Source organism: Natrinema sp. 1APR25-10V2 (genome assembly GCF_031626495.1).
In the GTDB taxonomy this organism is placed as follows: domain Archaea; phylum Halobacteriota; class Halobacteria; order Halobacteriales; family Natrialbaceae; genus Natrinema.
The window spans coordinates 144355-167789 of record NZ_JAMQOJ010000004.1 but is presented as its reverse complement, the minus strand read 5'-3'; the positions used below and the strand labels follow the sequence as shown (position 1 = coordinate 167789).

At 66.5% G+C, this 23435-nt stretch carries 27 protein-coding genes; 5 read left to right on the top strand and 22 right to left on the bottom strand.

Translation table 11 applies throughout. The features are described 5' to 3' along the window. Positions 1-30 precede the first annotated feature (30 nt). Positions 31-792 (bottom strand): hypothetical protein, encoded by a 762-nt coding sequence (locus NDO75_RS13830; RefSeq protein ID WP_310907039.1) that lies wholly within the window; start codon positions 790-792, stop codon positions 31-33. Between the two features lie 72 nt (positions 793-864). Next, a complete protein-coding gene (locus NDO75_RS13825; RefSeq protein WP_310907038.1) occupies positions 865-1665 on the bottom strand; it encodes a sulfurtransferase in 801 nt (266 codons plus the stop codon). Between the two features lie 281 nt (positions 1666-1946). Here NDO75_RS13825 and NDO75_RS13820 point away from each other — a divergent pair, with 281 nt between their 5' ends. Beyond that, a complete protein-coding gene (locus NDO75_RS13820; protein WP_310907037.1) occupies positions 1947-2804 on the top strand; it encodes a sulfurtransferase in 858 nt (285 codons plus the stop codon). A 105-nt stretch (positions 2805-2909) separates the two neighbouring features. Here NDO75_RS13820 and NDO75_RS13815 read toward each other — a convergent pair whose 3' ends face one another. After that, on the bottom strand, positions 2910-4121 hold the full coding sequence (locus tag NDO75_RS13815) for a polysaccharide deacetylase family protein (RefSeq protein WP_310907036.1): 1212 nt from the start codon (positions 4119-4121) through the stop codon (positions 2910-2912). Positions 4122-4282: 161 nt separating this feature from the next. On the opposite strand from NDO75_RS13815, the gene NDO75_RS13810 reads away from it, so the two are divergent. Beyond that, positions 4283-4915: a rubrerythrin family protein gene (locus NDO75_RS13810; RefSeq protein WP_310907035.1), complete on the top strand. Its 633-nt coding sequence runs from the start codon at positions 4283-4285 to the stop codon at positions 4913-4915. A 485-nt stretch (positions 4916-5400) separates the two neighbouring features. Here the strand turns inward: NDO75_RS13810 and NDO75_RS13805 are convergent, their stop codons facing one another. The 4 genes from NDO75_RS13805 to NDO75_RS13790 all read right to left on the bottom strand — a co-directional run bounded on the left by NDO75_RS13805 (position 5401) and on the right by NDO75_RS13790 (position 7923). Next, complete coding sequence (locus tag NDO75_RS13805; protein WP_310907033.1) at positions 5401-5673, bottom strand: hypothetical protein; 273 nt, start codon at positions 5671-5673, stop codon at positions 5401-5403. Between the two features lie 92 nt (positions 5674-5765). Next, the gene (thiM, locus tag NDO75_RS13800) at positions 5766-6596 is read right to left on the bottom strand and encodes a hydroxyethylthiazole kinase (RefSeq protein ID WP_310907032.1); all 831 of its coding nucleotides are present in this window, start codon (positions 6594-6596) and stop codon (positions 5766-5768) included. Then, positions 6593-7258, bottom strand: a complete 666-nt coding sequence (gene thiE, locus NDO75_RS13795; RefSeq protein ID WP_310907030.1) for a thiamine phosphate synthase — start codon at positions 7256-7258, stop codon at positions 6593-6595. The genes thiM and thiE overlap by 4 nt, the downstream gene beginning before the upstream one ends. A 59-nt stretch (positions 7259-7317) precedes the next feature. After that, positions 7318-7923 (bottom strand): GNAT family N-acetyltransferase, encoded by a 606-nt coding sequence (locus tag NDO75_RS13790; RefSeq protein WP_310907028.1) that lies wholly within the window; start codon positions 7921-7923, stop codon positions 7318-7320. Between the two features lie 413 nt (positions 7924-8336). Here NDO75_RS13790 and NDO75_RS13785 point away from each other — a divergent pair, with 413 nt between their 5' ends. Together NDO75_RS13785 and NDO75_RS13780 are read left to right on the top strand one after the other, a co-directional pair. Next, positions 8337-9296, top strand: coding sequence for an AEC family transporter (locus NDO75_RS13785; RefSeq protein WP_310907027.1), 960 nt, complete (start codon positions 8337-8339; stop codon positions 9294-9296). 130 nt (positions 9297-9426) lie between these two features. Continuing rightward, complete coding sequence (locus NDO75_RS13780; RefSeq protein ID WP_310907025.1) at positions 9427-9900, top strand: redoxin domain-containing protein; 474 nt, start codon at positions 9427-9429, stop codon at positions 9898-9900. Positions 9901-9965: 65 nt separating this feature from the next. Here the strand turns inward: NDO75_RS13780 and NDO75_RS13775 are convergent, their stop codons facing one another. The 6 genes from NDO75_RS13775 to rpl18a form a co-directional block, all read right to left on the bottom strand. Next, on the bottom strand, positions 9966-11711 hold the full coding sequence (locus tag NDO75_RS13775; RefSeq protein WP_310907024.1) for a Coenzyme F420 hydrogenase/dehydrogenase, beta subunit C-terminal domain: 1746 nt from the start codon (positions 11709-11711) through the stop codon (positions 9966-9968). Next, positions 11701-13401: a ferredoxin--nitrite reductase gene (locus tag NDO75_RS13770; RefSeq protein WP_310907022.1), complete on the bottom strand. Its 1701-nt coding sequence runs from the start codon at positions 13399-13401 to the stop codon at positions 11701-11703. The genes NDO75_RS13775 and NDO75_RS13770 overlap by 11 nt, the downstream gene beginning before the upstream one ends. Before the next feature lie 291 nt (positions 13402-13692). Next, positions 13693-14325, bottom strand: coding sequence for a hypothetical protein (locus NDO75_RS13765; protein WP_310907020.1), 633 nt, complete (start codon positions 14323-14325; stop codon positions 13693-13695). Positions 14326-14394: 69 nt separating this feature from the next. After that, complete coding sequence (gene ftsY / locus NDO75_RS13760; protein WP_310907019.1) at positions 14395-15729, bottom strand: signal recognition particle-docking protein FtsY; 1335 nt, start codon at positions 15727-15729, stop codon at positions 14395-14397. A gap of 25 nt (positions 15730-15754) precedes the next feature. After that, positions 15755-16213, bottom strand: coding sequence for a prefoldin subunit alpha (pfdA, locus tag NDO75_RS13755; protein ID WP_310907018.1), 459 nt, complete (start codon positions 16211-16213; stop codon positions 15755-15757). Next, on the bottom strand, positions 16210-16386 hold the full coding sequence (gene rpl18a, locus NDO75_RS13750; RefSeq protein ID WP_310907016.1) for a 50S ribosomal protein L18Ae: 177 nt from the start codon (positions 16384-16386) through the stop codon (positions 16210-16212). The genes pfdA and rpl18a overlap by 4 nt, the downstream gene beginning before the upstream one ends. Positions 16387-16537: 151 nt before the next feature. On the opposite strand from rpl18a, the gene NDO75_RS13745 reads away from it, so the two are divergent. Next, complete coding sequence (locus NDO75_RS13745; RefSeq protein ID WP_310907014.1) at positions 16538-16849, top strand: ASCH domain-containing protein; 312 nt, start codon at positions 16538-16540, stop codon at positions 16847-16849. Positions 16850-16888: 39 nt separating this feature from the next. Here NDO75_RS13745 and NDO75_RS13740 read toward each other — a convergent pair whose 3' ends face one another. The 9 genes from NDO75_RS13740 to NDO75_RS13700 all read right to left on the bottom strand — a co-directional run bounded on the left by NDO75_RS13740 (position 16889) and on the right by NDO75_RS13700 (position 23255). Then, positions 16889-17182: a hypothetical protein gene (locus NDO75_RS13740; protein ID WP_310907013.1), complete on the bottom strand. Its 294-nt coding sequence runs from the start codon at positions 17180-17182 to the stop codon at positions 16889-16891. 96 nt (positions 17183-17278) lie between these two features. Continuing rightward, entirely contained in the window at positions 17279-17944 is a 666-nt protein-coding gene (locus NDO75_RS13735; protein ID WP_310907011.1) for a translation initiation factor IF-6, read from the bottom strand. A gap of 2 nt (positions 17945-17946) precedes the next feature. Further along, positions 17947-18225, bottom strand: a complete 279-nt coding sequence (locus NDO75_RS13730) for a 50S ribosomal protein L31e (protein ID WP_008892985.1) — start codon at positions 18223-18225, stop codon at positions 17947-17949. 2 nt (positions 18226-18227) lie between these two features. Continuing rightward, a complete protein-coding gene (locus NDO75_RS13725) occupies positions 18228-18380 on the bottom strand; it encodes a 50S ribosomal protein L39e (protein ID WP_006184874.1) in 153 nt (50 codons plus the stop codon). 148 nt (positions 18381-18528) lie between these two features. Further along, the gene (locus tag NDO75_RS13720; protein WP_310907009.1) at positions 18529-19476 is read right to left on the bottom strand and encodes a hypothetical protein; all 948 of its coding nucleotides are present in this window, start codon (positions 19474-19476) and stop codon (positions 18529-18531) included. A gap of 128 nt (positions 19477-19604) precedes the next feature. Then, the gene (gene thpR / locus NDO75_RS13715) at positions 19605-20162 is read right to left on the bottom strand and encodes an RNA 2',3'-cyclic phosphodiesterase (protein WP_310907008.1); all 558 of its coding nucleotides are present in this window, start codon (positions 20160-20162) and stop codon (positions 19605-19607) included. Between the two features lie 42 nt (positions 20163-20204). Beyond that, a complete protein-coding gene (locus tag NDO75_RS13710) occupies positions 20205-20846 on the bottom strand; it encodes a helix-turn-helix domain-containing protein (RefSeq protein ID WP_310907007.1) in 642 nt (213 codons plus the stop codon). A 99-nt stretch (positions 20847-20945) separates the two neighbouring features. Then, a complete protein-coding gene (locus tag NDO75_RS13705) occupies positions 20946-22037 on the bottom strand; it encodes a citramalate synthase (protein WP_310907005.1) in 1092 nt (363 codons plus the stop codon). Then, positions 22038-23255: a CoA transferase gene (locus NDO75_RS13700; protein ID WP_310907003.1), complete on the bottom strand. Its 1218-nt coding sequence runs from the start codon at positions 23253-23255 to the stop codon at positions 22038-22040. Positions 23256-23435 lie beyond the last annotated feature (180 nt).

Genomic DNA, 23435 nt, shown 5'->3' with positions numbered 1-23435 from the left:
GGTCGTCGACGGCTGTCGTCGGATTCGTCGCTATCTCGAATCGGACCGAACAACCGTGAACGGGACGGTGTACTGCTCGAACCCGGTATCGAAGACGGCCGTTCGATCGCCCGGCGCCGCGTCCTCGCTGATCGTCACGTACGTCGCGTAGCTGGCGAACGTGCCGCTGTCGACGCGCTCCGAGAACACCTTCGGGGACGCGTCGGGAACGTCGAAGACGCCGTTGAACGGTCCTGGTCCGCCCTTGTTCCAGACGCGGACGTCGAGTCCCATGAACGCCCCCGGTCGGATCTCCGCGTCGGCGTCGAACGAGACGTTCGTGAAGCGAGGCGGGTTCGCCAGTCGGTCGAGGACATCGCGATAGATCGGCTTCGATTCGCCGCCGACCAGCACGGTCCCGCTCTCGGCCGCCACGTCGCGCGGGACCGCGAACCCGATGTCGAGTCGGCCGTCCGCCGTCGCGGTGAACGAACTGGCGTATTCGGTCCCATCCAATCGGAGGGCGACATCGCTCGCTTCGACCGCCGATGCGCCGACCGTGACGACGACGTACTGGCGACCGTCGGTCGCGAGGACCTCGGGCCGTCGCTCATCGGTCGCCGGACGGACGTACTGGAGCGTCGCCGACATCCCCTCGAGTTCCACCGACGCGTCCGCGTCCGCACCCGCGTCCGGGTTCTCGTCAGTCTCGTTGGACGGCGACTCGTCGGTGCTCGAGGACGAACAGCCCGCGAGCGCGCTCGCGCCGGCGGTTGCGAGGAGAAACCGACGCCGGCCGATAGCCGCGTTCATGACACCCGATTCGTGTCGATGCTCATCAACGTACGGGATGACGACAGGACCGTAGCTCGCTCGTCCGTGGGATTACTCGTCGACCGGACCGCTCTCGACTTCGCCGTCGTTGGCGAGCCACTCCGTCAGGCTCCCCTCGTAGAAGGCGACGTTCTCGTAGCCCAGCGCTTTCAGGACGACGTAGGTGTGGCTGATCCGCCGGGCCGTGTTACAGTAGAGGACGATCTCGCGGTCCGGGGTGATCCCGTGATCGGCGAGCAGTTCCTCGAGTTCGGCCTCGGGTTTCAGCCGCCGCGTCTCGTCGTCGACGACCTCGCGCCAGTCGAACCGCACCGCGCCGGACAGGCGGGCCTCCTCGAACTCGTCTCGCTCGCGCGTGTCGACGAAGACGGCGTCGCGCTCGAGGGCGTCCGCGACGGCGTCGTAGCCGACCAGCGGACTCTCTTCGGGGGCCAGCGGATCGGGCTCGTAGTCCGTCGGTTCGATCTCGGGCTCGTCGCTCGTGGTTTCGTGCTCTCGGTTCCACGCGCTGTAATCGCCGTCGAGCAGGCGAACGTCGTCGTGGCCGTACTCGAGAGCGGTGAGGACGAAGCGGGCGGCGAAGACGCCGTGGGTGTCGTCGTAGACGACGATCGTGTCGTCGGGCTCGATCCCCGCCTCCCCGAGCAGATCGGCGAAGGCGTCGGCACCAGGCAGGGTGCCCCGATCCACGTCGCTCTCGTCGCGGTAGCTGTCGAACGGAATGCTCACCGCGCCGGGGATGTGGCCGATGCCGTCGTACTCCCAGGCGTCCCTGACGTCGACGATGCGCACGGCGGGGTCGTCCAGACGCGATGCGAGCCAGTCGGGGGAGACGACGACGGTTTCGTCCATTAGAGGACGCCTACGAAACCCAAGCCCGAGTACGCACCGGTTTCGCGTCGAATTGCGCCTACCGGGACAGTGGCAATGCTTGCTGGTGTCCGGTGAGAAATCTGACCGGTATAGTCCGCTATGTATCGAACGAGCCCCGTCATCGGCCGATTCGACCGCGAAATCGACGGACGCGGCGCTCGAGCGCCGAGAGAAGCGGCAAGTATGTCCGACAGGATCGACCGGTGACCGAATTGACCGGTTAAGAAGTCCCTTTGTGTGTCGCCATTGAACGGCTGTGTATGGCAAGCGACTACGCCAACGACGTACTCGTCACGGCCGACTGGGTCGAGGAGCGACTCGACGACTTCCAGGACGACGACTCCGACCTCCGGCTGGTCGAGGTCGACGTCGACACGGAAGCCTACGAGGAAGAGCACGCCCCCGGCGCGATCGGATTCAACTGGGAGACGCAGCTCCAGGACCAGACCCAGCGTGACATCCTCGAGAAAGAGGACTTCGAGGACCTGCTCGGCAGCCACGGCATCAGCGAGGACGACACGGTCGTCCTCTACGGCGACAACTCCAACTGGTTCGCCGCCTACGCCTACTGGCAGTTCAAGTACTACGGCCACGACGACGCCAAGCTGCTCGACGGCGGCCGCGAGTACTGGCTCGAGAACGACTACCCGACCACCGACGAGGAGCCGGGCTTCTCCGAGACCGAGTACGACGCCGCCGGCCCGCGCGAGAGCATCCGCGCCTACCGCGAAGACGTCGAGAAAGCGATCGAGCGCGGCGTTCCGCTCGTCGACGTCCGCTCGCCCGAGGAGTACTCCGGCGAGGTCCTCGCGCCCCCGGGACTCCAAGAGACCGCCCAGCGCGGCGGCCACATCCCCGGCGCGAAGAACATCTCGTGGGCCGCCGTGACTAACGACGACGGCACGTTCAAGACCCGCGACGAACTCGAAGAGCTCTACGCCGACGAGGACATCGACGGCGACGAGACGACCGTCGCCTACTGCCGCATCGGCGAGCGCTCGTCGGTCGCCTGGTTCGCCCTGCACGAACTGCTCGGTTACGACGACACCGTCAACTACGACGGCTCCTGGACCGAGTGGGGCAACTTGGTCAACGCCCCGATTGAAAAGGGCAACTGAGCGACATAGCGCACTACCGAACGAACAATTTTATCGCACCCGTTTTCGTCGTATCCGCAGAAAGAGCGCCAGCGGCGCGACGGGGACCGTACGTCTTCCAACCGACTACGGTTCGTAGACGTGATCCGACGCGATGTCGTCCGGTCCGACGACCTCGAGGTCGCCGGCCGACGCGGCGTCTGCGAGGTACGACATCGTCTCCTCGAACGCCGCGCCCGTCTCGCCCGAGAGGTCCGGATAGGAAAGCGTCGTGATCGTCCGGTACTGTGCCGTTTGGTCGATCAATTGCTTTGCCTCGTCGGCCGACGGCCCGACTGCACGCGGCGCGAGCGCCGGGTTCAGCAGATCGGCGTGGCCGGCGTAGCCGCCGACGAAGCCGAGGTCGTGGTGTTCCTCGACGAGGGTCATCGTCGTCTCGTCGTACCGGTTGAGCGGGTGGGCGAAGTAGCTCGCGCCGTCTCCGAACCCGTTGCTCTCGAGCCAATCGATCGCACCCCGGATCTCGCGTCGCTGGTCGGACTCGCTCTGGCCGACGAGGCCGCTGCCCGTTCGGCCCTGACTGGCGATCGTCCAGCCCTCGCTCGAGAGGGTCTCTAACTGGTCCGTACTGAGGTACCCCTCGCGGCCGACGTAGTTCGTCGGGACGAACGCCGTCGCGGGGAAGCCGTGATCGGACAGCGTCGACCGAGCCCGGGTGTAGGCGGTTTCCGTGCCGTCGTCGAACTGGATGAGGACTTTGCCCGTCTCCGGCCGGGGGACGAAGTGGAGGTCGTCACACCAGACCGTCGCCGGATCGCCCTCTCCGACCCACGCCGAGATCTTGACGTGGACGATCTCGCTCAGATCAGGCTCGCCGTCGGTCCTGACGACGCTCGGATTCTGATGGAGCAACGGCAGCCCCGACCTGACCTCCGTCTGGAGGAGTAGTCGATTTCCGCCGGTGTCGGTGAGCTGAACGAACGGACTGACGTCCTGCTCGGACGCCAGCGCCAGCGCGGGGAACTCGCTCGAGAGGTCCCGCGGCGTGTCGAATCGGCGTTTGATCATCACCCGCGTCTCGGCTTCGGTCGCCTCCATGCGGCCGGACTGGTCGCCGACGTACGCCCGGTCGGTGTCGAGTTCCAGCGAGCCCTCCATCACCTCCCACATCGAGAGGTCGTCGAACTGATCGAACGAGCCGGCTTCTTCGTCGACCGTCTCCTGTGGGTCGTCGGTCGCGGTGTTCCCGTCGTCGTCGGACGAACTCGAATCGCTCGGGGCGGAGCAGCCGCCGAGGGTCGCCGCAGCAGCCGTCACGAGATACGCTCGTCGTTTCATTCTGACGGACGACATTCCGACGATCGATTTTGTTATGTCGCCGTTGGAGTTCAATTCGCGAACAGAAGCCGCCACCTATCGCCCGCCGCCGCGGGAACGACGGGCGCCTCGGCGGTCGTCGTCGCGATAGACATAACTCGAGCCCTCCCGAAGGACTCGCCATGACCGATCCGGACACGTTCGTCGAGACCGTCAGCGAAGAGAACCAGACCGCGCTCTCGCGACTCGGCTCCTCGAAGTCGCTGTACGCGGACACCGGCGGCGATATCGACACCGAGCCCGTCCTCGAGGCGACCGCCGACGCCGAGTACGCCGCCTGGCAGACCTTCCTCGAGTGGGCCGACGACGAGGCCGACGACGAGGTACGCGCGGCCTTCGAGGCCACGGCCGAGGAAGAGCAGGACCACTACGAGACCGTCGACGGGAAGCTCGACGACGAGTACGAACCCGACGAGGTCCCGAACCTCCACGAGTATCTACGCGACCGCGAGGACACCACCGAGCGCGTCGGCGCGTTCATCGGCCGCATCCTCGCGAGCCAGCGTTCGAAAGATCAGGTCGTCGGCTACTTCGTCGGCGACGCTGACCCCCAGACCGCCAGCCTGTTCCGCGGCTTCGGCGAGGACCTGGACGACCAGCTCGAGCGCGCCAAAGAACTCCTCACCGACGTCTGCGAGACCGACGAGGACTGGGAGCGCGCCCAGGAGGCCGCCACCGGCGCGATCCAGGCCGCCTACGACGAGTACGTCGAGACGCTCGAGGGGATGGGCGCGAACCCGAAGCCCGTCTGCTGAGCGGAGATCGACTGGTTCGCGGTGGAAGGGGCCAGTTCGTGTCGGCCGGTGTGGCGTTCTCCGACTCGTTTCTGACCGATCGACCGACTGCAGTGGCGCGTGCTGTGCAGCGGTTCGCCGACGGCGAACCGTCTGCTCGACGCCGCGCGAGGTCTTCGCGAGCCTGCGAGCGAAGTCGTTCGAGACGGCAAAGCCGTCTCGTGATGCCGAAAACGCGTCGCGTTTTCGAGCAGCTCGGAAGACGCGACGCGTCTTCCGGTGGACGAGTGAGTGAGTACCGCGAACGAGCGAGTCGGGTGGGGAGGACGTGGCGACGCCGTGTCACCACGAGAGTGGGACGTGTTTTTCCCCGCACCTTCGCGAACGTACTGGCAGAGAACCTCCGATACGCCGCGGATCGAGCCTCCGACCGACTCCTCGGATCGTCGCTCGACTACCGCTCTCGACCGGCGAAAAAACCACAGCCCGCGAAACCGCCGCTATCCCTAAACGCCCTCGACCGTCTCTCGGAACGCGCTGATCGACTCGAGGGCGTCCTCGAGGTTCGACGCGACGTCGCCGCCCTCCTCGTCGGCGATGTCGTTCAGGATGTGTTCGTGGCGCGCGAGTTGGCCGTGGTCCGGCCCGCGGTCGGCACCGGCGTAGTCGGCGAACTTGTCCGCCTGGTTCTGCAGTCGCTCCTGTGCCTCGTCGTCGGACGCGGCGTCGGCCGCCTGTTCGATCGACTGGGCCGCGTTTTCGAGTTCTTCTCGAGCCATAGTTCACCGTTCGCCCGGGGGTATGAAAACGGTTTCAATACGTTCCGGCCAGCGGGAATACCAGCGACGGTGACGCGTTCCGGTCGGCCCCCTCAGAGGACGCCCTCGAGGCGGCCCTCGAGGTCGAGACCGGTGGCGACGTCGCCGGTCACGCCGTAGACGGCGTCGCGGAAGTTCGTCCGGTAGCTGCCCGGCCCCGCGTACTCGAGGTCGGCCGCCCGCTCGCCGGCGATTCCGAACGCGAGCGTGCCGTGGACGGCCGCGGCGTGGGTGTCCTCGAGGGCGGCACAGAAGGTGGCGACCGTCGCGCCGAGCATACAACCGGTTCCGACGACCTCGCCGAGCATCTCGTGGCCCGCGGCGACGCGAACCGCGCCGTCTTCGTCCGCGACGACGTCGTCGACGCCCGAGGCGACGACGGTTGTGTCGGTCGATTCGGCGAGCGAACGGGCGGTCCGCTCGATCTCCTCGTAGTCGCCGACTGATTCGACGCCCTTCACTTCGGCTTCGACGCCGGTGAGGGCGGCGATCTCGCCGTAGTTGCCCTTGATGACGGTGAAGTCGACCTCCGAGAGGAGGCTCTCGGCGACCGCCTGCCTCGAGGGCGTCGAGCCGACGCCGACTGGATCGAGAACGACCGGGATCCCGCGTTCGTTGGCTTTTCGGCCGGCCTCGTGCATGGCCTCGACGCGGCCGTCGGGCACCTGGCCGATGTTGATCAGCACCGCTCGCGCGAGGTCGGCCATCTCGCCGGCGTCGCCGAAGGAGTCGGCCATCACCGGCAGTCCGCCCCAGTGCAGCGTCACGTTCGCCACGTCGTTGATCGTCACCGTGTTCGTCAGGTGCTGGACGAGCGGCTCCGCTTCCCGGACCGTCCGGACCGAGTCCGCGAGGTCCGCGGCGGCGATGTCAGTGACACTCATTCGTCTCCACCTCCGTGGTCGATGGCCTTCGAGGTTTCGACGGCCGCCGCGAGCGCCTCCGTCGCGGCTCGCGGATCCGGGGCCGCCGTGATCTCGCTGACGACGGCCACGCCGGCCGCGCCGGCTTCGACGACCGGCCCGGCGTTGTCGGCCGTGATGCCGCCGATGCCGACGACCGGAATCGAGACCGCGTCGGCGATCGCGGCGATCCGCTCGGGGCCGATCCCGTCCTTGTCGTCGTCCACGTCCTTCGACGATGTGCCGTAGACCGCACCGACGCCGAGGTAGTCCGCTCCCTCGGCTTCCGCTTCCCGAGCTTCGGCGACCGTCGAGGTCGAGCAACCCACGATCGCGTCCGGCCCGAGCAGGTCGCGGGCGACCGCGACCGGCAGGTCCGACTGACCGACGTGGACGCCGTCGGCGTCGATCGCCTGCGCGATATCGATCCGATCGTTGACGATCAGGTCGACGCCCGCCGCGACCGTCACCTCGCGCAGTTCGTGCCCGAGTTCGTATCGTGAGCGGGCGCTCGAGTCTTTCTCGCGCAACTGGACGGCGTCGACGCCGCCGTCGATGGCCGCCCGGACGATCTCGGGGGTCGATCGGTCGCCCGACAGCGATGCCTGCGTGACGAGATAGGTCCGCCAGCTCGAGGGATTCATGCGAGATACCAGCCGGTAGTCGCGGAAATCGGCTTCGGTCGGCGGCGGTTGCGACCGATTCAGGAACGCTCGAGCGACCGCTCGCCCGACCGCACGAGCGACTCCCAGTCGGCGTCCTCGCGGACCGCCGGAAACGGGCGCGGGCGGTCGGGCTCGCTCCGCTTCTCGGCGAGCGGTCGCCGCCACCAGGCCACGTCTCGCCACTCGCCTTCCGCGTAGCCGATCCCCGGGAAGTCGACCAGTCGTTCGAACCCCATCTTCTCGTGGAACCGCTCCGTTTCGGGGTTCGGAACCGTCGTCACGGCGTATGCGTCGCGGATCCCCTGGCGCTCGAGGACCGCGAACAGGGACTCGTACAGCGCCCGACCGACGCCCGATCGGCGGGTCGTCTCGGCGACGTAGACCGACGGTTCGACGACCCACTCGTAGGCGCGGCGCTTTCGCAGCGGTCCCGCATAGGTGTAGCCGACGACCTCGCTGTCGATTTCGCAGACGAGCCAGGGATGGCTCTCGAGGGTCGACTCGATCCGGTCGGCTATTTCGGCTTCGGTGGGCGCAGTTTCTTCGAAAGTGACCGCCGTCGCCTCACAGAACGGCGCGTAGATGTCGCGGACGGCCGCCGCGTCCGCCGGCGTCGCGACCCGAATCCGAGCGTCGGATGCCATACGCTGGCGTTTCCGCGTCACGGCATAAACGCGCCGAAGCCCGAGGCTGGTCTGGTAGTTCCATCGCGAGAACGGCCGGCTTCCCGTCGTATCTTTAGCTTGTGACCAGAGGCACTTAAAGAGCGACCGCTCGCAGCGCGTCGACCGCTTTACGCTCGAGCGAATCGGCCGCTGCCGTCGCTCCGGAGAGAGAGAACACGCGGAGAACGACGTCCCGTCGTAGCTCTACCTTGTGACCAGAGACACTTAACGAACGAGCAGCAGTGTCGGTCGGCGGTTGGACCGCAACGGCTGCATCGTAAGTCCCATAGGGAGTACGGGGAGTAGCTGAGGCCGTAATGCAGGGGACGACCGGTTCGAGGTCGACGAGTTCCTCGAGCCGACAACCGCGACGAGAGGGTGAGCGCTGACCGATGGCCGACCTCCTCGATATCTTTGCCTCCGCGGTCGGGCCGATCGTCGCCATCGCAGGAGTGGGCTACGTGCTGGCCACCGTCAGAGAGATCGATCCGGAGCCGCTGAACACGGCCGTCGTCTACGTGCTGGCCCCTGCGCTGGTGTTTCACAGCCTCGCGACCACGAGGCTCGAGGCGTCGACCCTGCTGCGTGTCGCGGTCGGGATCGGCGTCTTCACGGCGGTCATGTGGATGATCGCCGAGCTCGCCGGGCGTGCGGTCGGCGAGGAGGAGCCGGCGCTGAGCGCGCTGGTACTGGTCGCGATCTTCACCAACTCGGGCAACCTCGGCATCCCCGTCTCGGACTTCGCGTTCGGGGAGGTCGGCCGACAGACGGCCGTCCTCTTCCTCTCGGTCCAGTCCGTTCTGATGTACACCGTCGGCGTCTACGTCGCCTCCCGGAGCAGCGGCTCGGCCGGCCTCGAGGGCGTTCGGCGGGTGTTCTACATCCCGCTGGTGTACGCCGTCGTCGCCGCTCTGGGCGCGCGTGCGCTGGATCTGATTCCGCCGGCCGATACGGCGGCGATGGAGACGCTGCAACTCGTCGGCGACGCCTCGATTCCGCTCATGTTGCTCATCCTCGGGATCCAGCTCGCTCGGTCGAACACTGCGGCCGCCGTTTCCCGGGCCTGGCCCGCGACGGCGCTCAAGCTCGGCGTCGCGCCGGTCGTCGGCCTCGGCGTCGCGCTCGCGCTCGGCTTCCAGAACCCGACCGTGGCGCGGGTATTCGTCCTCGAGACGGCGATGCCGGCCGCCGTGACGCCGCTGATTCTGGTCATCGAGTTCGCCGGCAGCGCCCGCTCGGACGGCGTACTCGTCTCGGAGTACGTCTCGACCTGCGTGTTCCTGACGACGCTGCTGGCGATCCCGGCGCTGACAGTTCTGATCGCGATTTTGCAGTCCGGGATCGTGATCTGAGGGCGTCAGCGCTCGCTTGCGGTCCTGGGAGCGGCCGTCGTCGATCCCGAGCCACTCGCCACTTCGGGACGCCGAACGGCGAACACGTCCGGACCGAGATTAATGGGGCTGCTCGTGGAACGCCTCACCGATGCTCGAATCCGGCGACACCGCACCGACGTTCACCGCGACGCGCGGGACCAGTGACCACGAATCGTTCGACCTCGAGGACCACCTCGGCGACGGCCCCATCGTCCTCGCGTTCTTCCCGGGCGCGTTCACGCCCCCGTGTACGAACGAGATGGTCGCCTTCCAGGACCGCCTCGAGGAGTTCCGCGAGGCCGGCGCGACCGTCATCGGCGTCAGCGCGGACTCGGCGTTTTCGCTGGGCGCGTTTCGCGACGAACACGGAATCGAGTTCGACCTCGTGAGCGACACGGCCGGCGACGCAATCCGCGACTACGACCTCGAGATCGATATCGAGGACCTCGGCCTGTACGGAATCGCGAACCGGGCCGTCCTCGTCGTAGACGAGGACGGGACGGTCACGTACAGCTGGGTCGCCGACGATCCGACGAACGAACCGGCCTACGACGACCTCCTCGAGGCCGTCGAATCGGCGTAGGGCCCGTCGGGTCACGCGTCGGACTCCGACGGAGAACGGAACGAAAAGACGGCGTCCGCGTCAGCTCAGTGCCCCTGATCGTGGGGGTTCATCGCCGTGCCGTAGTTCTCGGCGTGGTCGGTGTAGTCGATGAACCGCGGCGCGTCGGGGTCGAAGGGACGCTCGAGGCTCTCAAAGGCCTTCTTCTTGTCCCAGCCCTGGAGCTTACCGACTGCCGACTTGTCCTCGAGATCGTGGTAGTCGAGTTTCGGCTCGGTGAACTCCCACGCCTTCATCCCCTGCTCGGTGCGGACGATGACGCTCGAGTACTCGTCGCTCGAGCCGACGGAGCCGACGGTGACGTCGGCACAGAAGCCGGTGAAGTCGGCACACTCGTCACAGCCCTTGAGCGCGGCGTCGTGGAAGTTCTCGATGTCCTCCTCGACGATCATGTCACCGTCGTGGTCGTAGACCATCATCTTGCCGTTGAGGACGTCCATCTTGCCGATTTCGGACGGCGAGATGCCGCGTTTCTCCTCCAACTGCTCGCCCATGAGGCTGTGGTAGTTGAAGTTCTTGGTACACATCAGCGCGATCGTGTAATCGACCGCGCGGACGCCCTCGTTCTGAGCCTGATAGTCCCACTCGAAGTCCTGCAGGGCACGGATGCCCTCGATCTCGCAGGGGGTGCCGACGATGGCGAGCGAGAGGTCCTCCCAGTCCTTGTCGGGGAGCTTGTGCTCCCACTGCGCTAAGTCGAGGTTACCGAGCGCCAGCGTCTGGTTGTAGACGGTGCCGGCGTTTGCGATGAGCTCCTCGGTCGTGGTCGCGAGGTAGCTCTCGGCCTTCCACTCTTCCTCCTCGCTCTCGGTCGCGACGAGCGCGCCGTCGATCTCGCCCTCCTCGAGCAGCGTCGCGAGGATGCCGGTGACGACGCCGCCGTCCTGGGCGTTGTCGGTCCAGTCGTCCTCGACCTTCGCGGAGAACTCCGTGATCGGGTCGCCGGCGCCCTTGACGTTGTCGTCGCCGCCGGTGATCTTCCACTGGCGCTCGTAGCGCAGGCCGCCGCGGGGACAGAAGTCCCAACAGAGCGAACAGCCGGTGCACATCTTGACCAGCTCCGGCAGGTCGTCGTCGCCGACGCCGATCGAGTCCGACGGACAGGCGGCGACGCAGGTCCCACACTGGATACAGCGGCCCTCGTCGATGACGGCCTCGTCCAGTTCCATGAACCAGGTCTTCTCGTCCGGCGTCTCGATGTCGTTCATCCGCGACCGGATCGAGTACTCCGGCGTCTCGAGGTCGACGCCCTCCGGCACCCCGACGCGCGCGTCGGGCGCGTCGTCGTAGACGTCCTGACTGACGTTCTCCGCGGGCTCGGTGAACTCGAGGTCGCCGAGTTCGCCCATCTCGTCGACGTTGGCGGCGCCGGCTCCGTCTGTGGCGACGCGCTTGTCACCGGCCGATTCGGCGGTCGGCTCGGTTGTCTTCTCGCCGCAGGTGCAGGTGTCGGGCGAGCAGCCGTTGCCTTCCGCGTTCGCGCCGCCGTCAGTGGCGATGGCGCCCTCTCGAGCGTGATCCGTTCCCTCGCGGGAACGGGACGCGTCAGCACCGGCGTCGGGCACGATGACCGCGTCGTCATCGTCGTCCGATTCTGGGACGTGCGGGAAACGACGCTCGTCCTCGCGGCTCGCGGCTTCGCCGTCTTCTCGCGGGCTTCGCTCCGCGCTACTCGCTCGGTCCGAGGCCTCGCGGTCACGGCTCGCGTGTCGCTTCGCTCCCGCTCGCATTTCCGGGGACTCACTTCGTTCGTCCTCGCCGTCAGTCCCCATGAGCAACACCCCGTGCGACCGGCGCGTCGGCCCCTTGCATGATCGTCCGGAGCCGCTCGTTGTCGACGCGGCGACACCACTGGTAGAACTTCTCGCCGTCGTTACGATGCTCGGAGTAGGCGTCGAACAACTGCTCGAGCGCCGGGATCACGGAGTCGGCGGGCACCGCGTTCTGGATCCAGTCTAGGAACTCGTTGTCGGCACCGAGCGAGCCGCCGAGGCCGAAGTCCATCCCTTCGACGAGGTTGTCGCCTTCCTCGTTGGGGCTGTCTTCGCCCTCGAGCTTGACGGTCTCGCCGCGGAAGCCGATGTCGGCGATCTGGGGCTGGGCACAGGAGGCCGAGCAGCCGGACATGTGCATCCGGATGGCCTCGATGTCGTCGGGGACGTCGATGCGGTCGTCGAGCTCGCGGGCCCAGCGCTTGGTGCGTTTTTTCGTCTCGATGATGGCGTAGTTACAGAACTCGCTGCCGGTACAGCCGACCGCCCCCCGCGAGAACGGACCCGGATCGGGGCTGTACTCCTGGGCGAACGGTTCCGCGAGGAGGTCGTCGACGTTCTCCTCGGGGATGTGGGTGATGAGGAAGTTCTGGTCGGTCGCCAGGCGGACGGAGGCGTCCTCGGTGCCGTACTTCTCGGCGGCGCGGGCGGCTTCGGCGAACTCGTCGCCGCCCATGCGGCCAGCGATGACGTTGAAGCCGACGTACTTCAGTCCGTCCTGCTTCTGGTCGCGGACGCCGACGTGGTCGCCCTGGTAGCCGACGGTCAGATTCTGTCCGCCGGTGGGCAGGTCGACCGTACAGCGGTCGCGGATCGCCTCCTCGAACTTCTCCGGGCCGAGCTGTTCGACGAGGTAGCGCATGCGGCAGACGCCGCGATTGTTGCGGTCGCCGATCTCCTTGAACGTCTGGGCGACGGCGCGGCAGAACTCGACGGCGTCCTCGGGTTTGATAAAGACGTCGAGTTCGGAGCCCATCCGCGGTCCGTCGGAGAGGCCGCCGCCGACGCGGGCGTGGAAGCCGTAGAGGTGCTCGCCGTCGATCTCCTTTTTCGCCGGGACGAGACCGACGTCGTTGATCTGGGACTGCGCGCAGTCGTGGGCGCAGCCGGTGATCGTCATCTTGAATTTTCGCGGGAGGTTGGCGTACTCGCGGTTCTCCGTGAAGAACTCGTTGACAGCATCGATGACCGGCTGTGCGTTGAAGCACTCGTGGTCGTCGAGACCGGCCGCGGGGCAGCCAAGTATGTTTCGAGCGGAGTCACCGCAGCCCTGAACCGTCGTCAGGCCGACCTCGTCGTAACGGTCCCACATCTCGGGGACGTCCTCGACGCGGATCCAGTGTTTCTGGATGTCCTGTCGGGTCGTGATGTCGAGGTAGGCGTCGCCCCAGAGTTCGTTCTGTTCCTCGCCGCCGTACTCCTCGGGGGCGACCGCGAGGTCGTCGGTGACCTCGCCGATCACTTCGGCCTGCTCCGGCGTCAGGTAGCCGCCGGGCACCTTGGTCCGGATCATGAAGTAGCCCTCCTGCTTCTGGGCGTACATGCCGGCCCACTTCAGGCGCTCCCACTCGCCGCCGCCGGCGCGTTCCTCGATCTCCTCGAATGAGAGCTCGTCCTCGGCGTAGTCGTAGACGTCGTCGACGACGTCGAGCGGGTGTTTCTCCTGTTTGTGTTCTTCGACTGTATTCACGCGAACCACCTCGTGGTTCGACCGCCGTCAAAAGAATCTGCGCTTTCGAGATACTGATGGACCATCGTTTAACGGGTAATTCTCCCCCGCCCCTATACACTCCCGCAACTCGGCGAATCATGACGTGGGTCGTTTCCACCAGTAAATATTGCCTCATCGATCGGTCGCCGCCGATCGGGGCGGCCGAAAACCCCGACAGGATCCCGAAATGAGCGGCTCGGGGTCGGTGCCCGCGAGCGAACCGTCGGTGATAGCGGCAATAGTAGCCGACAAGGTGTGAGCGCACTGCTGTCACTCGAAACAGGCGACGAGCTCGCCCTGCTGTCGTGGGTCGGGATCGAACGTCGCTTTCTCGGCGATACCTCCGTACTGGGCCCGGAGGAGAATGTTTTCGTCGATATAGTACGTGACGCGGGTGTCCCACTCGTCGCTCGGCGGTGACTGGCTTGTCCCCGTCGTCAGATCGTAGACGATCGCCACGAGAACGGCAGCCGTGTCCGTCGCCGAGCCGACCGGCTTGGTCCGACGCTCGTCGAGCCGAAACTCGAACGTCCGCGTCACACCGCTGTATCGGGCGACGAACGCGTTCCGTCGGTAGGTCCGCTCGAAGTCAGTAATGTACTCGCCTGCGCCCGTCGCAGGTTCCGACGTCGACCCACGGTCCGTCGAACCACCAGTTTCGTCGGCGGGCAGCGTCGACGGCGGCGACGGATACGCTCGCGGCTCGAGCGCGTTCGCTTCGGCCGGCGTATCAGGGTCCGGTCGCGTGACCGCACTGCAGTCGTACCAGTCGTCTGGGACGGTTCCCGACTCGAGCGGCGGCGCGTTCGCCTCGCTCGAGCCGTACTCGAACCCGCCAGCCGTGAGCGCCGCGGCCGTCGCGGCCGACGCGAGGAGGGCACGTCGAGAGCGGGGACGGTCCATACCCGAACATCTCAGCCATATAATAAGTGTCTTCTGAAACGATTGACAGCTGCCGAGACGATGACCGAGTTAGTCCTCGGCCAGTAGCCGATCGACCATCTCGTCGGGATCGAACCGCTCGAGGTCGTCGTAGCCCTGTCCGACGCCGAGGAAGAGGATCGGCTTCCCGGTGACGTGGGCGACCGAGATCGCCGCACCGCCGTTGGAGTCGGCGTCGGCTTTCGTCAGAATCGCCCCGTCGATCTCGGCGGCCTCGTCGAACTCGCGGGCACGGTTGACCGCGTCCTGACCGGCGACCGCTTCGTCGACGAACAGCGTCATGTCGGGACCGACGACGCGGTCGATCTTTTCGAGCTGGTCCATCAGGCCCTCGTCGGTGTGGAGCCGACCCGCGGTGTCGCCGAGCACGATATCGACGTCGTTCGCCTCCGCGTATTCGACGGCGTCGTACAGCACCGCCGCGGGATCGCCGCCCTGCTGGTGACTGATACACTTCGTACCGAGGGCGTCGGCGTGTTCCTGGATCTGCTCGTTCGCGCCGGCGCGGTAGGTGTCGCCGTTGGCCATCACCGTCGAGTACCCCCGCTCCTCGAAGTAGCGGCTCAGCTTGGCGATCGACGTCGTCTTTCCGACGCCGTTGACGCCGGTGAAGATGATGGTGACGGGTTTGTCTTCGATGGCGATCCGCTCGTCGAAGTCGAACTGCCCGACGCTGATCACGTCGTAGATCGCATCGCGCAGGGCCTCCTCGACGACCTCGCCAGTCGAGGTGGTAAAGGTCCGCGTCTCGCCGATCAGTTCGTCTCGGATGTTATCGAGGATCTCCTCGGTGACGCCCATCTCGACGTCGCTCGAGAGCAGCGCCATCTCGAGTTCGTGCAGGGGACCCTCGAGGTCCTCTTCCTCGATGACGAACTTCCCCTTGACGAGGGATTTGGCCTTGGCACCGAACCCGGTCCCGCCGCTTTCGTCGGCGTCCTCGAGTTCGTCGGACTCGTCGGGTTCATCCGGTTCGGCGGATCCGTCCGTTTCGTCGGGTTCGTCGACGGACGCCTCGTCTACTTCCGTCTCGGGTTCGGTGGGCTCCTCGCCGAAGTCGGGAACGGCGTCGCTCGCCGGCTCCTGACCCGTCGACTCGGCCGCTTGCGTGGCGGCGTCGGCCGCCGCTCTCGGTTCCGACTCGAGTTCGGCGTTCGGATCGGCCGTCGATGCGGCCACGGTCTCGGCGACCTCGTCGTCGGCCGGTTCGGGGGTGGTATCGGCCGCTTCCGCTTCGGGCTGCTCCGCTTCGGGTTCGGCGGACTCCTCGAGTTCGTCCTCGTCGACTTCCTCGACGTTCTCTTCGGCGGCCTCTTCGGCGTCTTTGCGGAAGCTTCCGAGCTTGTCCTTCAGGTTATCGAACATGGGTTATCGAGTGGGGACCGACGCGTTACTCGTCGGGGCCCTGCGGGCCCTGACCCTGTCCCATCTGCTGCATCTGCTGTTGCATCGCCTGCTGCTGGAGCTGCTGGGCCTGCTGCTCGAGTTCGCTGCTCTCGGTCTCGAGTTCGGCGATCTCTTCGTTGAGCTCCTCGATCTGCTCGTCGAGGTGGTCTTTCTTGTTATCGAGGGCGTCGACGGCGTCGTCCTCCTCGAACTCGGCGGCGTAGTCGGCACCGAGGTCGACGATCACTTCGTCGATGTTCTCGATGGTCGTTCGGAGGTAGGCACCACCGCCCAGCGGCATCTGGACGGTCGAGCCGGTCTCGAGCGTTTCGAGGGCCTCGATGGCCTCGTCGACTTCGGTCTTCTCCTGCTGGATGGCCTCGACGTTGGTCTGGAGGGCCTCGATCTGTTCCTCGATCTCCTGGAGTTCCTGCGAGAGCTGCTGGAGCTGCTGTTGACTCATTGTGCGGATACCTCCTCGAGTTCGATCTCGGTGCGTTTGAGCCCGTGCTGGCTCCCGAGCTGGGAGTAGGCGTGTTCGCGGGCGACGTTCTCGTTTTCGGCGTCGATGGTCGTCTCGAACGGCGCGAAGCCGTCGCGGCTCTTGAACCGACCACTGACCGTGAATTGACTCATACGTCTCCATCCGGCGGGCAGTCGGAAGAATCTTCCCTTCCGGGCCCAGCCTTCGCAGCCCGCGCGACGGCCGGAGAGACGGTCCGGTCCAGCCGATCCGCCGACGAGCGGAGGGTCAACGATTTTACGCCATCGGGCCGAAGCCGCGAGCATGAGCGAACTCGATCCCGGCGAACTGTTGCCCAGCGAGCGAATGCAGACGCAGGTTCTCGAGGGCGAGATCACGCAGATCCACCGGGGCCATCAGTACGCCGACGAAGGCGACACGTTCGCGATCGACGGAACGACGTTCGAAGTGACCGAAACCCGGGAGCGCACGCTCGGCGATCTGACCGACGAGGACGCACAGGCCGAAGGAATGGCGGACCTCGAGGCCTACGAGCGCCTGCTCGAGCGCGCCCACGAGAACTTCGACTGGGACGACGACAGCGAGGTCGTGTTACACCGGTTCGAACGACGGTAAGTACGCAGCGAGAGCCGAGTTTTCGACCGGTCGCACGCGTCAACGCCGACCGTTCCGCGCCGGCAGAATGGAGCGGCGAGAACGCGACGACGAGGTTGCCGGCGGCGAGCGATACACCGCCAGCAGGCTCCACGCGACCCCGGTCGCGACCAGCCCGACCGCCGCGAGCCGCATTCCCATGGAGGCGAACGTCAGCGCGTAGACGGCCCCGAGCGCCATTTTCGGCAGGCTCGTCGCGAGCGGGATCCGCGCGTTCGCGTCCCGGACGGCCGGAACGAGAAAGACGACCGTGAGCACGCTTCCAAGCATGAAAACCGAATCCTGCCAGACCATGTAGGGAGTACTCGCTATAGAGTAAATATACGCGCCGGTTGGGTGCGTCGAGAACTCGAGCGTCGAATCGACCGTTGCGAGTAGAGACGCGTCGCGTCAGTCGAGATAACCCAGCGCGTCCTCGATCCGTCCCAGTTCGGGGCCGGTGGTGTCCTCACCGACGACGTAGCCGGCCTCGTTCGCGATGAGCCCGGAGCCGACCAGCGGCGCGCCGTAGTTGACCGTGCCGACGTCGGCCCGGACGTCCAGCGCCGCCTCGAGGGCGTCGAGCTCCTCGTCGGTCGCCTTCGGATGGCAGAGGACGCCGGTGTTGTTCGCGACGGCGGCGGTACCGACGGTCCGGACGCCCGCGAGATCACCGCGTTCGACGGGTACCTCGAGCGTGTCTTCGACGATCTGAATCGCCTCGCGGGGCAGGTCCGGGTGGACGTAGGCCCCGTAGTCGTTCGCGAGGACGACGTTGCCGGCGGCGTTGATGTTGCCCGGCAGTTCGGCGACGGGAACGTCGACTTCCTCCTCGAGCGTCTCGCGTTCGTACTCGAGGACGCGAGCGCTGACGAGCAGGCCGTTCTCGTTACCCGTGGCTAGCGCGCCGACCGTCGAGGAGCCGCCGACGGTCGTCCGGATGGCGGGCACCTCGAGTTCGTCGGTCAGATCGGCGACGACGTCGTCGTCGATGTCGGGGCGAACGAGTACGCACGAGTCGGTCGCACGGGCGAAGACGCCGACGTAGGCCGACCCGGCGAAGGCGAGGCGTTGCAAGTTTAGTCGGCGACCTCGGCTTCGACGACGGCTTCTCCCTCTTCGTCGAAGCGAGCCGCGCGGACGCGCAGCTTTCGCGGCGGGTTGGAGCGCCCGTTCGACCAGACTTCCTCGTTGATCGAGGGGTCCAGTCGGATGGCGTCCTCGTCGACCGCGAAGTGTTTCGCGAGGTGCTCGCGGATGAGTCGCATCGCGTAGTCGGCGGCCTCGTGGTTCGCGCCCTTCTTGACGTCTCGCAGGGGAACGGTGACGACGCGTTCCTCGAAATCACTGGCACTCATGCTTACTCGTCAGTGTCGTTGCGCCGCCAGTTGCGTCGCTTGGGGTTTCGCTGGACGTCCATGTCGGTCTTCATCATGACCCAGGCCGGCACGCGGCTGTTCTGGTTCTCGAGTTTGGCAAGTCGCTTCTTCTTGCCCTTCGATTTCTTACCCATAGTGGCCGGACGTAGCCCACGCTGGCTTAAAATCTTGTCCATCTTGCAGGGGCCGGCGCTGCCAGCCGATACCGGCCACAGCGGCCGGCAGCGCGGTAGCGAAGGGCCTCGGAGACGATCGGCCGGCCGAGGCGTGGCCGAGCGGCCGTCAGCCCTCGAACCGCCGCTCGAGATACCGCGTCACGCCCTCGAGCGTCGCCTCGCTGAGTTCCGTCGTGTAGGTCCAGTGCTCGACGCCGTCGGTGCCGCCGTGGCGATAGAACCGGTCGTGATCGTAACAGCCGGTCCCGTGGAACCGCGTGCCGCCGCCGATCCGATCCGGGCCGGCGTAGGCGGTCGCCATCGGCGAGACGCGCACGGTGTCCGGGGCCGTCCGAACGGCTTCCCCGAGTTCGTGATCGCAGACCGCGTCACCGATGTCGGCGACGACGCCGCTCGAGAGAAACGTGTGGAGCGTCTCGTGGATCGCGATGTTTCGCGTCACCGCTGGCGAGTCCCAGACCTCGGTCGCGCCGACGTTCGCGACCGACTGAGCGTCGCCGCCGCCGTCGGGACCGCCGGTCAGCGCGTGCGGCGACACCGTCCCGCCGTAGCCGACGCGGTAGTTGAGCGGCGACCAGCGCAACAGGAGGTGACAGGATCGGTCGGTGATCGCGTCCCGTTTTCGCAGTCGGTCGCGGAATCGGTCGAGCAGGCCCTCGAGCGAGGGCACTACGGCATCGGCCGACAGCGGCGTCGTCGATGGCGGAAACCGGATCGCGGGGCCGCGCTCGACCCGGACCTCGAGGTCCTCGAGCCGGGAGCGCTCGCGGGCGTAGGCGAGGACCTGCTCGAAGGCGGACTCGACGGCGGCCAGCGCCTCCCCGAACGGACGCGGCCAGTCCCCGCGAAGCGCGTCGGGGCCGTACCGCAGCCGAGCCTGAAGCGGGACGGCTCCGGGGTAGACGCGAACCAGAACGGGAGCGGGGCGGTCCCCGGCGACGGCGGTCGCGCCGGTACCGGTGGGAGCCGCGAGGGCCGCACCGCCGATCGCGGCGAGGGCCTCCCGGCGGGTAACGGACAGCCGACTGCTCGCGCTCGCGGCGTCGTCGGGCATTCTCCCTGCCCGCTACACCGAAGCCCCTCATGATACCCAGTTCTGTAATTCCTGACTATACCGCCGGGGTCGCCCTGACCTTCGCGTTCGGCTGACAGTCGTCTCTCGGCGACTGCGCGGCGCTCGCTTTACTCGAGCGGGAACGACTCGATAGTCGAGTAGACCGACCCCTCGTCCGTGAGGGTGCTCTCGGTGAGGCGGATCTCGTCGACGCGGGCCTCGCCGACCGTCGGATCGCGCTCCCGGACGAGCTCCTGTACGAGGTCCTTTCCGCCGGCGTGTTTCATCCGCGCGAGCGTGACGTGAGGCGTGAAGTCGTGGTCCTCGGCGTCGAACCCCATCGCGGTCGTCCGGTCCTCGACCGCCTCGTGCAGCCGGGTGAGTCGGTCACCGCCTCGTTCGACGCCCAGCCAGACGACGCTGATGTACTCGAGGCTCGGAAAGACGCCGAGTCCGCCGTACCGGACGGTAAACGAGTCGATGTCGGCGTCGTCGACCGCGGCGGCGAGTTCACGCTCGAGGTCGGGTACTCGACCGTCGTCGACATCGCCGAGGAACTTCATCGTGATATGCGCCTGTGCCGGATCAGTGAAGTTCAGTCCGCTCGCGCCCGCGAACTCGTCTTGCAGGTCGGCGACCGGGTCCGCGAGGTCGTCGGGGAGGTCGACGCTGACGAACAGTCGCATACGCGAGCGTTCGGGCGGGCGGCTCTTGAACGTCGGGTCGACCTACGGCTCCGTCCGTTCCGTCGGCTTCAGTCGGTCGTTTTCCTCGATAGCGCTGGTCAGCAGCTTCGACTGCGCCTTCCGGAGGTGTTCGAGCATCGTCGTCCGACTGATCCCCAACTCGTCGGCGAGTTCCTCGCTGTCGATCGTCCGCGGCCACTCGAAGTACCCCTCCTCGAGGGCGCGCGTGACGACCTCGAGCTGTCGGTCGGTGAGCATCGATTTCGACCGTTCGAACTCTGTGAGTTTGCCGAGCGTGACGGTCCCGATCCGGCTGAAGTCGTCGATCATGGCCCGCAGATCCTCCCGACGGAAGAACAGGACGGTGTAGACGCGGCGATCGCCGCGGACGCGGCTCTGTCGGCGGAGGACGCCGTGGTTCCGGTCGACCGCGGAGTACGCGCCACACGAGGTCTTCGTTATCAGATACGTGGCCTCGTCGAGCCGTTCGATGTGCTCGACCTGCTCGGCGTTTCTGAAGAACTCGACGTACTCCTCGCACGGCTCTTCGATGCGGATCGTAAACGTCACGAGGTGGTCGTGAAGTTCCTCGATCTCGACGTCGAACGACGTGCCGAAGTGATCCGCGAAGTCGTCGAGGACGCAGGCTTTCTCCTGCTGGAGATGGATTTCGGCTTGAAACATCTTCGCCGGTCGTCGCTCGTATGTTACCCTCTCCCACAGTATAACGTTTGCGTAAGTATACCCGACCAGTGTTGGCTCGGTCGACGGAAAGGGCGGTGATCAGTCGATAAACTCCCGTTTCGCGAGGGCGACGGCCTCGTCCAGTTCGAGCGGGCCGCGCTCGGCCAGCGTCGCTCTGAACGCCGCCACCGTCTCGTCGTCGGGCTCGAGGCCGGCTCGTTCGAGGAGTTTGCGCGCGCCGTCGTTCCCGGTCGGGTTGCCGAACACGAGCCGACGGTTGCCGCCGAAGTCGGCGGGGTCGAACGGCTCGAGGGTCGCGGGGTCGCTGAGCATCGCCGCGGTGTGGATCCCCGACTCGTGTTCCGAGATCTCCTCGCCGAGGATCGCCTTCCGGTCGCCGTACTCCTCGTCGAGCGTGTCGAGTACGTCCCGGCAGACGGGGACGAGTTCGTCCGTCTCGATGCCGAGATCGTCCCCGAGGTCGACGGCGCAGGCGACGACGACCTCCTCGAGCGAGCTGTTGCCCGCTCGTTCACCGAGCGACGCGACGCTCACGTCGGCCTTGGCGACGCCGGCCTGATACGCGGTCAGGGCGTTGGCCGTCCCACAGCCCATGTCGTCGTGGAAGTGAACGCCGACGCGGGAGAGGTCGACGTCGTCGGCGAGCCGATCGAGTCGGGCGGAGACGGTCGCCGGGGTCCGCGCTCCGACGGAGTCCGCGAGCGTGACGAACGGCACGTTCGGGATCGCCTCGAAGACCTCGACCAGGTCCTCGCGATCCGTGCGGAAGGCGTCCGCGAGCGTGACGTGTGGCGTCGCACCCCGGTCGACGACGTAATCGACTGCATCGGTCAGCATCGATAGCATCTCCTCGCGTGACGCGTCGAGGAGGTGCTCGAGGTGCCTGTCCGAGACCGAGACGAACGTCTCGACCACGTCGGCCCCCGCGTCGACCGCGGCGTCGATATCGCGCTCGAGGGCGCGGGCCAGGGCGACTATCTCCGCGTCGGTCGTGCCGCTCAGTTCCGCGACGACGGTTCGATCCTTCTCTCCCGTCGCGGGAAAGGCGGGCTGGACGAATGGAACGCCGAGGTCGTCGAGCGCGCGGGCGCACTCGATCTTTTGCTCCGCGGTGTACTCGCGGCCGGGCATCTGATCGCCTTCCCGGAGCGTCACGTCGGTCAGCTGCATCTATATGATCCCCTCCGCTTCCAGTTCGGCGTACTCCTCGTCGGTCATCCCGAGTTCGCCCCGATAGACGTCCTCGTTGTGCTCGCCGTGTCCCGGGCCCAGAAACTCCACCTCGCCGGGCGTCCGGGAGAACTTCGGGATGGGGGCGAAGGTCTTGATCGATCCCACGTCCGGGTCCTCGACCTCGATGATGCTGTCTCGAGCCTGAAACTGCTCGTCCGCGAAGATATCGTCCATATCGTAGACGGGGCCGACGATGGCGTCGTGGGCCTCGAGGATTTCGGTCGCCTCCTCGGTCGTCCGCTGGCGCGTCCACTCCTCGATGGCCGCGTTGAGCGGTTCGTTGTTCTCGACGCGGGCCTCGTTGTCCTCGAAGCGGGGATCCTCGATCAGTTCGGGCTTGTCGATGGCCTCGGCGACGCGCTCGAAGATCTTCTGGTTCGACGCGGACATCGTCATGTAGCCGTCGGCGGTCTCGTAGATATTCCGCGGGGCGGTACTCGGGTGCTGGTTACCGGTCCGTTCGCGGACGTGACCCATGCGGTCGTAGGCCTCGACCTCGCCGAAGAAGAGCCGCCAGAGCGGTTCGATCAGCGAGACGTCGATCACCTGTCCCTCGCCGCTCCCGCCGCGGCCCACGTCGCGCTCGAAGATCGCCATCATGGTGGCCTGCATCGCGAACTGGGCCGCCGTCAGGTCCGCGAGACTGATCGGCGGGAGCAGCGGCTCGCTGTCCGGGAAGCCGTTGGCGTGCGCCCAGCCGGAGATGCCCTCCGCGATGGTCCCGAAGCCGGGTTTCTGGGACTTCGGCCCCGTCTGGCCGTAGCCCGAGAGCCGGACCATGATCGCCGCCTCGTTGACCGCGTGGACGTCCTCGGGGCCGAGTCCCCACCGCTCCATCGTTCCCGGCCGGAAGTTCTCGAAGACGACGTCGGCGTCCTCGATCAACAGCAGCGCGATCTCGCGCCCGCGCTCGGAGCCGAGATCGAGCGTGATACACCGCTTGTTGCGTCCCAGCGACTTCCAGGCCAGCGATTCCCCGCTCTCGGTCTTCTGGGGCCATTCGCGGATCGGATCGCCGTTGTCGGGATGTTCGATCATCACGACGTCCGCGCCGAAATCGCCCATCATCGTCGTCGCGAAGGCACCGCTTATCATTCCGGACATGTCGATGACCCGGAGTCCGTCGAGCGGACCGGTTCGTTCTCGAGCAGCCATTGCCCCGTACCACTCCCTCCCGACCGAAGACAGTTGGTCCACCCAGTGTTGGCTGTTTATATACCCTCGGTCGGGACAGCGACGAGCCACTGGACGCGTCGTACGGAAGAATTCGGTGAGAATTGCTACGATACGCACCAATTATCGAGAGCACAGCGAACGGTTCGGCGAGTACTCCGA

What these genes read in the sequence shown, in the direction of transcription:
- NDO75_RS13830 (WP_310907039.1), bottom strand. Translation starts at nt 792, where the DNA reads ATGAACGCGGCTATCGGCCGGCGTCGGTTTCTCCTCGCAACCGCCGGC.
- NDO75_RS13825 (WP_310907038.1), bottom strand. Translation starts at nt 1,665, where the DNA reads ATGGACGAAACCGTCGTCGTCTCCCCCGACTGGCTCGCATCGCGTCTG.
- NDO75_RS13820 (WP_310907037.1), top strand. Translation starts at nt 1,947, where the DNA reads ATGGCAAGCGACTACGCCAACGACGTACTCGTCACGGCCGACTGGGTC.
- NDO75_RS13815 (WP_310907036.1), bottom strand. Translation starts at nt 4,121, where the DNA reads ATGAAACGACGAGCGTATCTCGTGACGGCTGCTGCGGCGACCCTCGGC.
- NDO75_RS13810 (WP_310907035.1), top strand. Translation starts at nt 4,283, where the DNA reads ATGACCGATCCGGACACGTTCGTCGAGACCGTCAGCGAAGAGAACCAG.
- NDO75_RS13805 (WP_310907033.1), bottom strand. Translation starts at nt 5,673, where the DNA reads ATGGCTCGAGAAGAACTCGAAAACGCGGCCCAGTCGATCGAACAGGCG.
- thiM (WP_310907032.1), bottom strand. Translation starts at nt 6,596, where the DNA reads ATGAGTGTCACTGACATCGCCGCCGCGGACCTCGCGGACTCGGTCCGG.
- thiE (WP_310907030.1), bottom strand. Translation starts at nt 7,258, where the DNA reads ATGAATCCCTCGAGCTGGCGGACCTATCTCGTCACGCAGGCATCGCTG.
- NDO75_RS13790 (WP_310907028.1), bottom strand. Translation starts at nt 7,923, where the DNA reads ATGGCATCCGACGCTCGGATTCGGGTCGCGACGCCGGCGGACGCGGCG.
- NDO75_RS13785 (WP_310907027.1), top strand. Translation starts at nt 8,337, where the DNA reads ATGGCCGACCTCCTCGATATCTTTGCCTCCGCGGTCGGGCCGATCGTC.
- NDO75_RS13780 (WP_310907025.1), top strand. Translation starts at nt 9,427, where the DNA reads ATGCTCGAATCCGGCGACACCGCACCGACGTTCACCGCGACGCGCGGG.
- NDO75_RS13775 (WP_310907024.1), bottom strand. Translation starts at nt 11,711, where the DNA reads ATGGGGACTGACGGCGAGGACGAACGAAGTGAGTCCCCGGAAATGCGA.
- NDO75_RS13765 (WP_310907020.1), bottom strand. Translation starts at nt 14,325, where the DNA reads ATGGACCGTCCCCGCTCTCGACGTGCCCTCCTCGCGTCGGCCGCGACG.
- ftsY (WP_310907019.1), bottom strand. Translation starts at nt 15,729, where the DNA reads ATGTTCGATAACCTGAAGGACAAGCTCGGAAGCTTCCGCAAAGACGCC.
- pfdA (WP_310907018.1), bottom strand. Translation starts at nt 16,213, where the DNA reads ATGAGTCAACAGCAGCTCCAGCAGCTCTCGCAGGAACTCCAGGAGATC.
- rpl18a (WP_310907016.1), bottom strand. Translation starts at nt 16,386, where the DNA reads ATGAGTCAATTCACGGTCAGTGGTCGGTTCAAGAGCCGCGACGGCTTC.
- NDO75_RS13745 (WP_310907014.1), top strand. Translation starts at nt 16,538, where the DNA reads ATGAGCGAACTCGATCCCGGCGAACTGTTGCCCAGCGAGCGAATGCAG.
- NDO75_RS13740 (WP_310907013.1), bottom strand. Translation starts at nt 17,182, where the DNA reads ATGGTCTGGCAGGATTCGGTTTTCATGCTTGGAAGCGTGCTCACGGTC.
- NDO75_RS13730 (WP_008892985.1), bottom strand. Translation starts at nt 18,225, where the DNA reads ATGAGTGCCAGTGATTTCGAGGAACGCGTCGTCACCGTTCCCCTGCGA.
- NDO75_RS13725 (WP_006184874.1), bottom strand. Translation starts at nt 18,380, where the DNA reads ATGGGTAAGAAATCGAAGGGCAAGAAGAAGCGACTTGCCAAACTCGAG.
- NDO75_RS13720 (WP_310907009.1), bottom strand. Translation starts at nt 19,476, where the DNA reads ATGCCCGACGACGCCGCGAGCGCGAGCAGTCGGCTGTCCGTTACCCGC.
- thpR (WP_310907008.1), bottom strand. Translation starts at nt 20,162, where the DNA reads ATGCGACTGTTCGTCAGCGTCGACCTCCCCGACGACCTCGCGGACCCG.
- NDO75_RS13710 (WP_310907007.1), bottom strand. Translation starts at nt 20,846, where the DNA reads ATGTTTCAAGCCGAAATCCATCTCCAGCAGGAGAAAGCCTGCGTCCTC.
- NDO75_RS13705 (WP_310907005.1), bottom strand. Translation starts at nt 22,037, where the DNA reads ATGCAGCTGACCGACGTGACGCTCCGGGAAGGCGATCAGATGCCCGGC.
- NDO75_RS13700 (WP_310907003.1), bottom strand. Translation starts at nt 23,255, where the DNA reads ATGGCTGCTCGAGAACGAACCGGTCCGCTCGACGGACTCCGGGTCATC.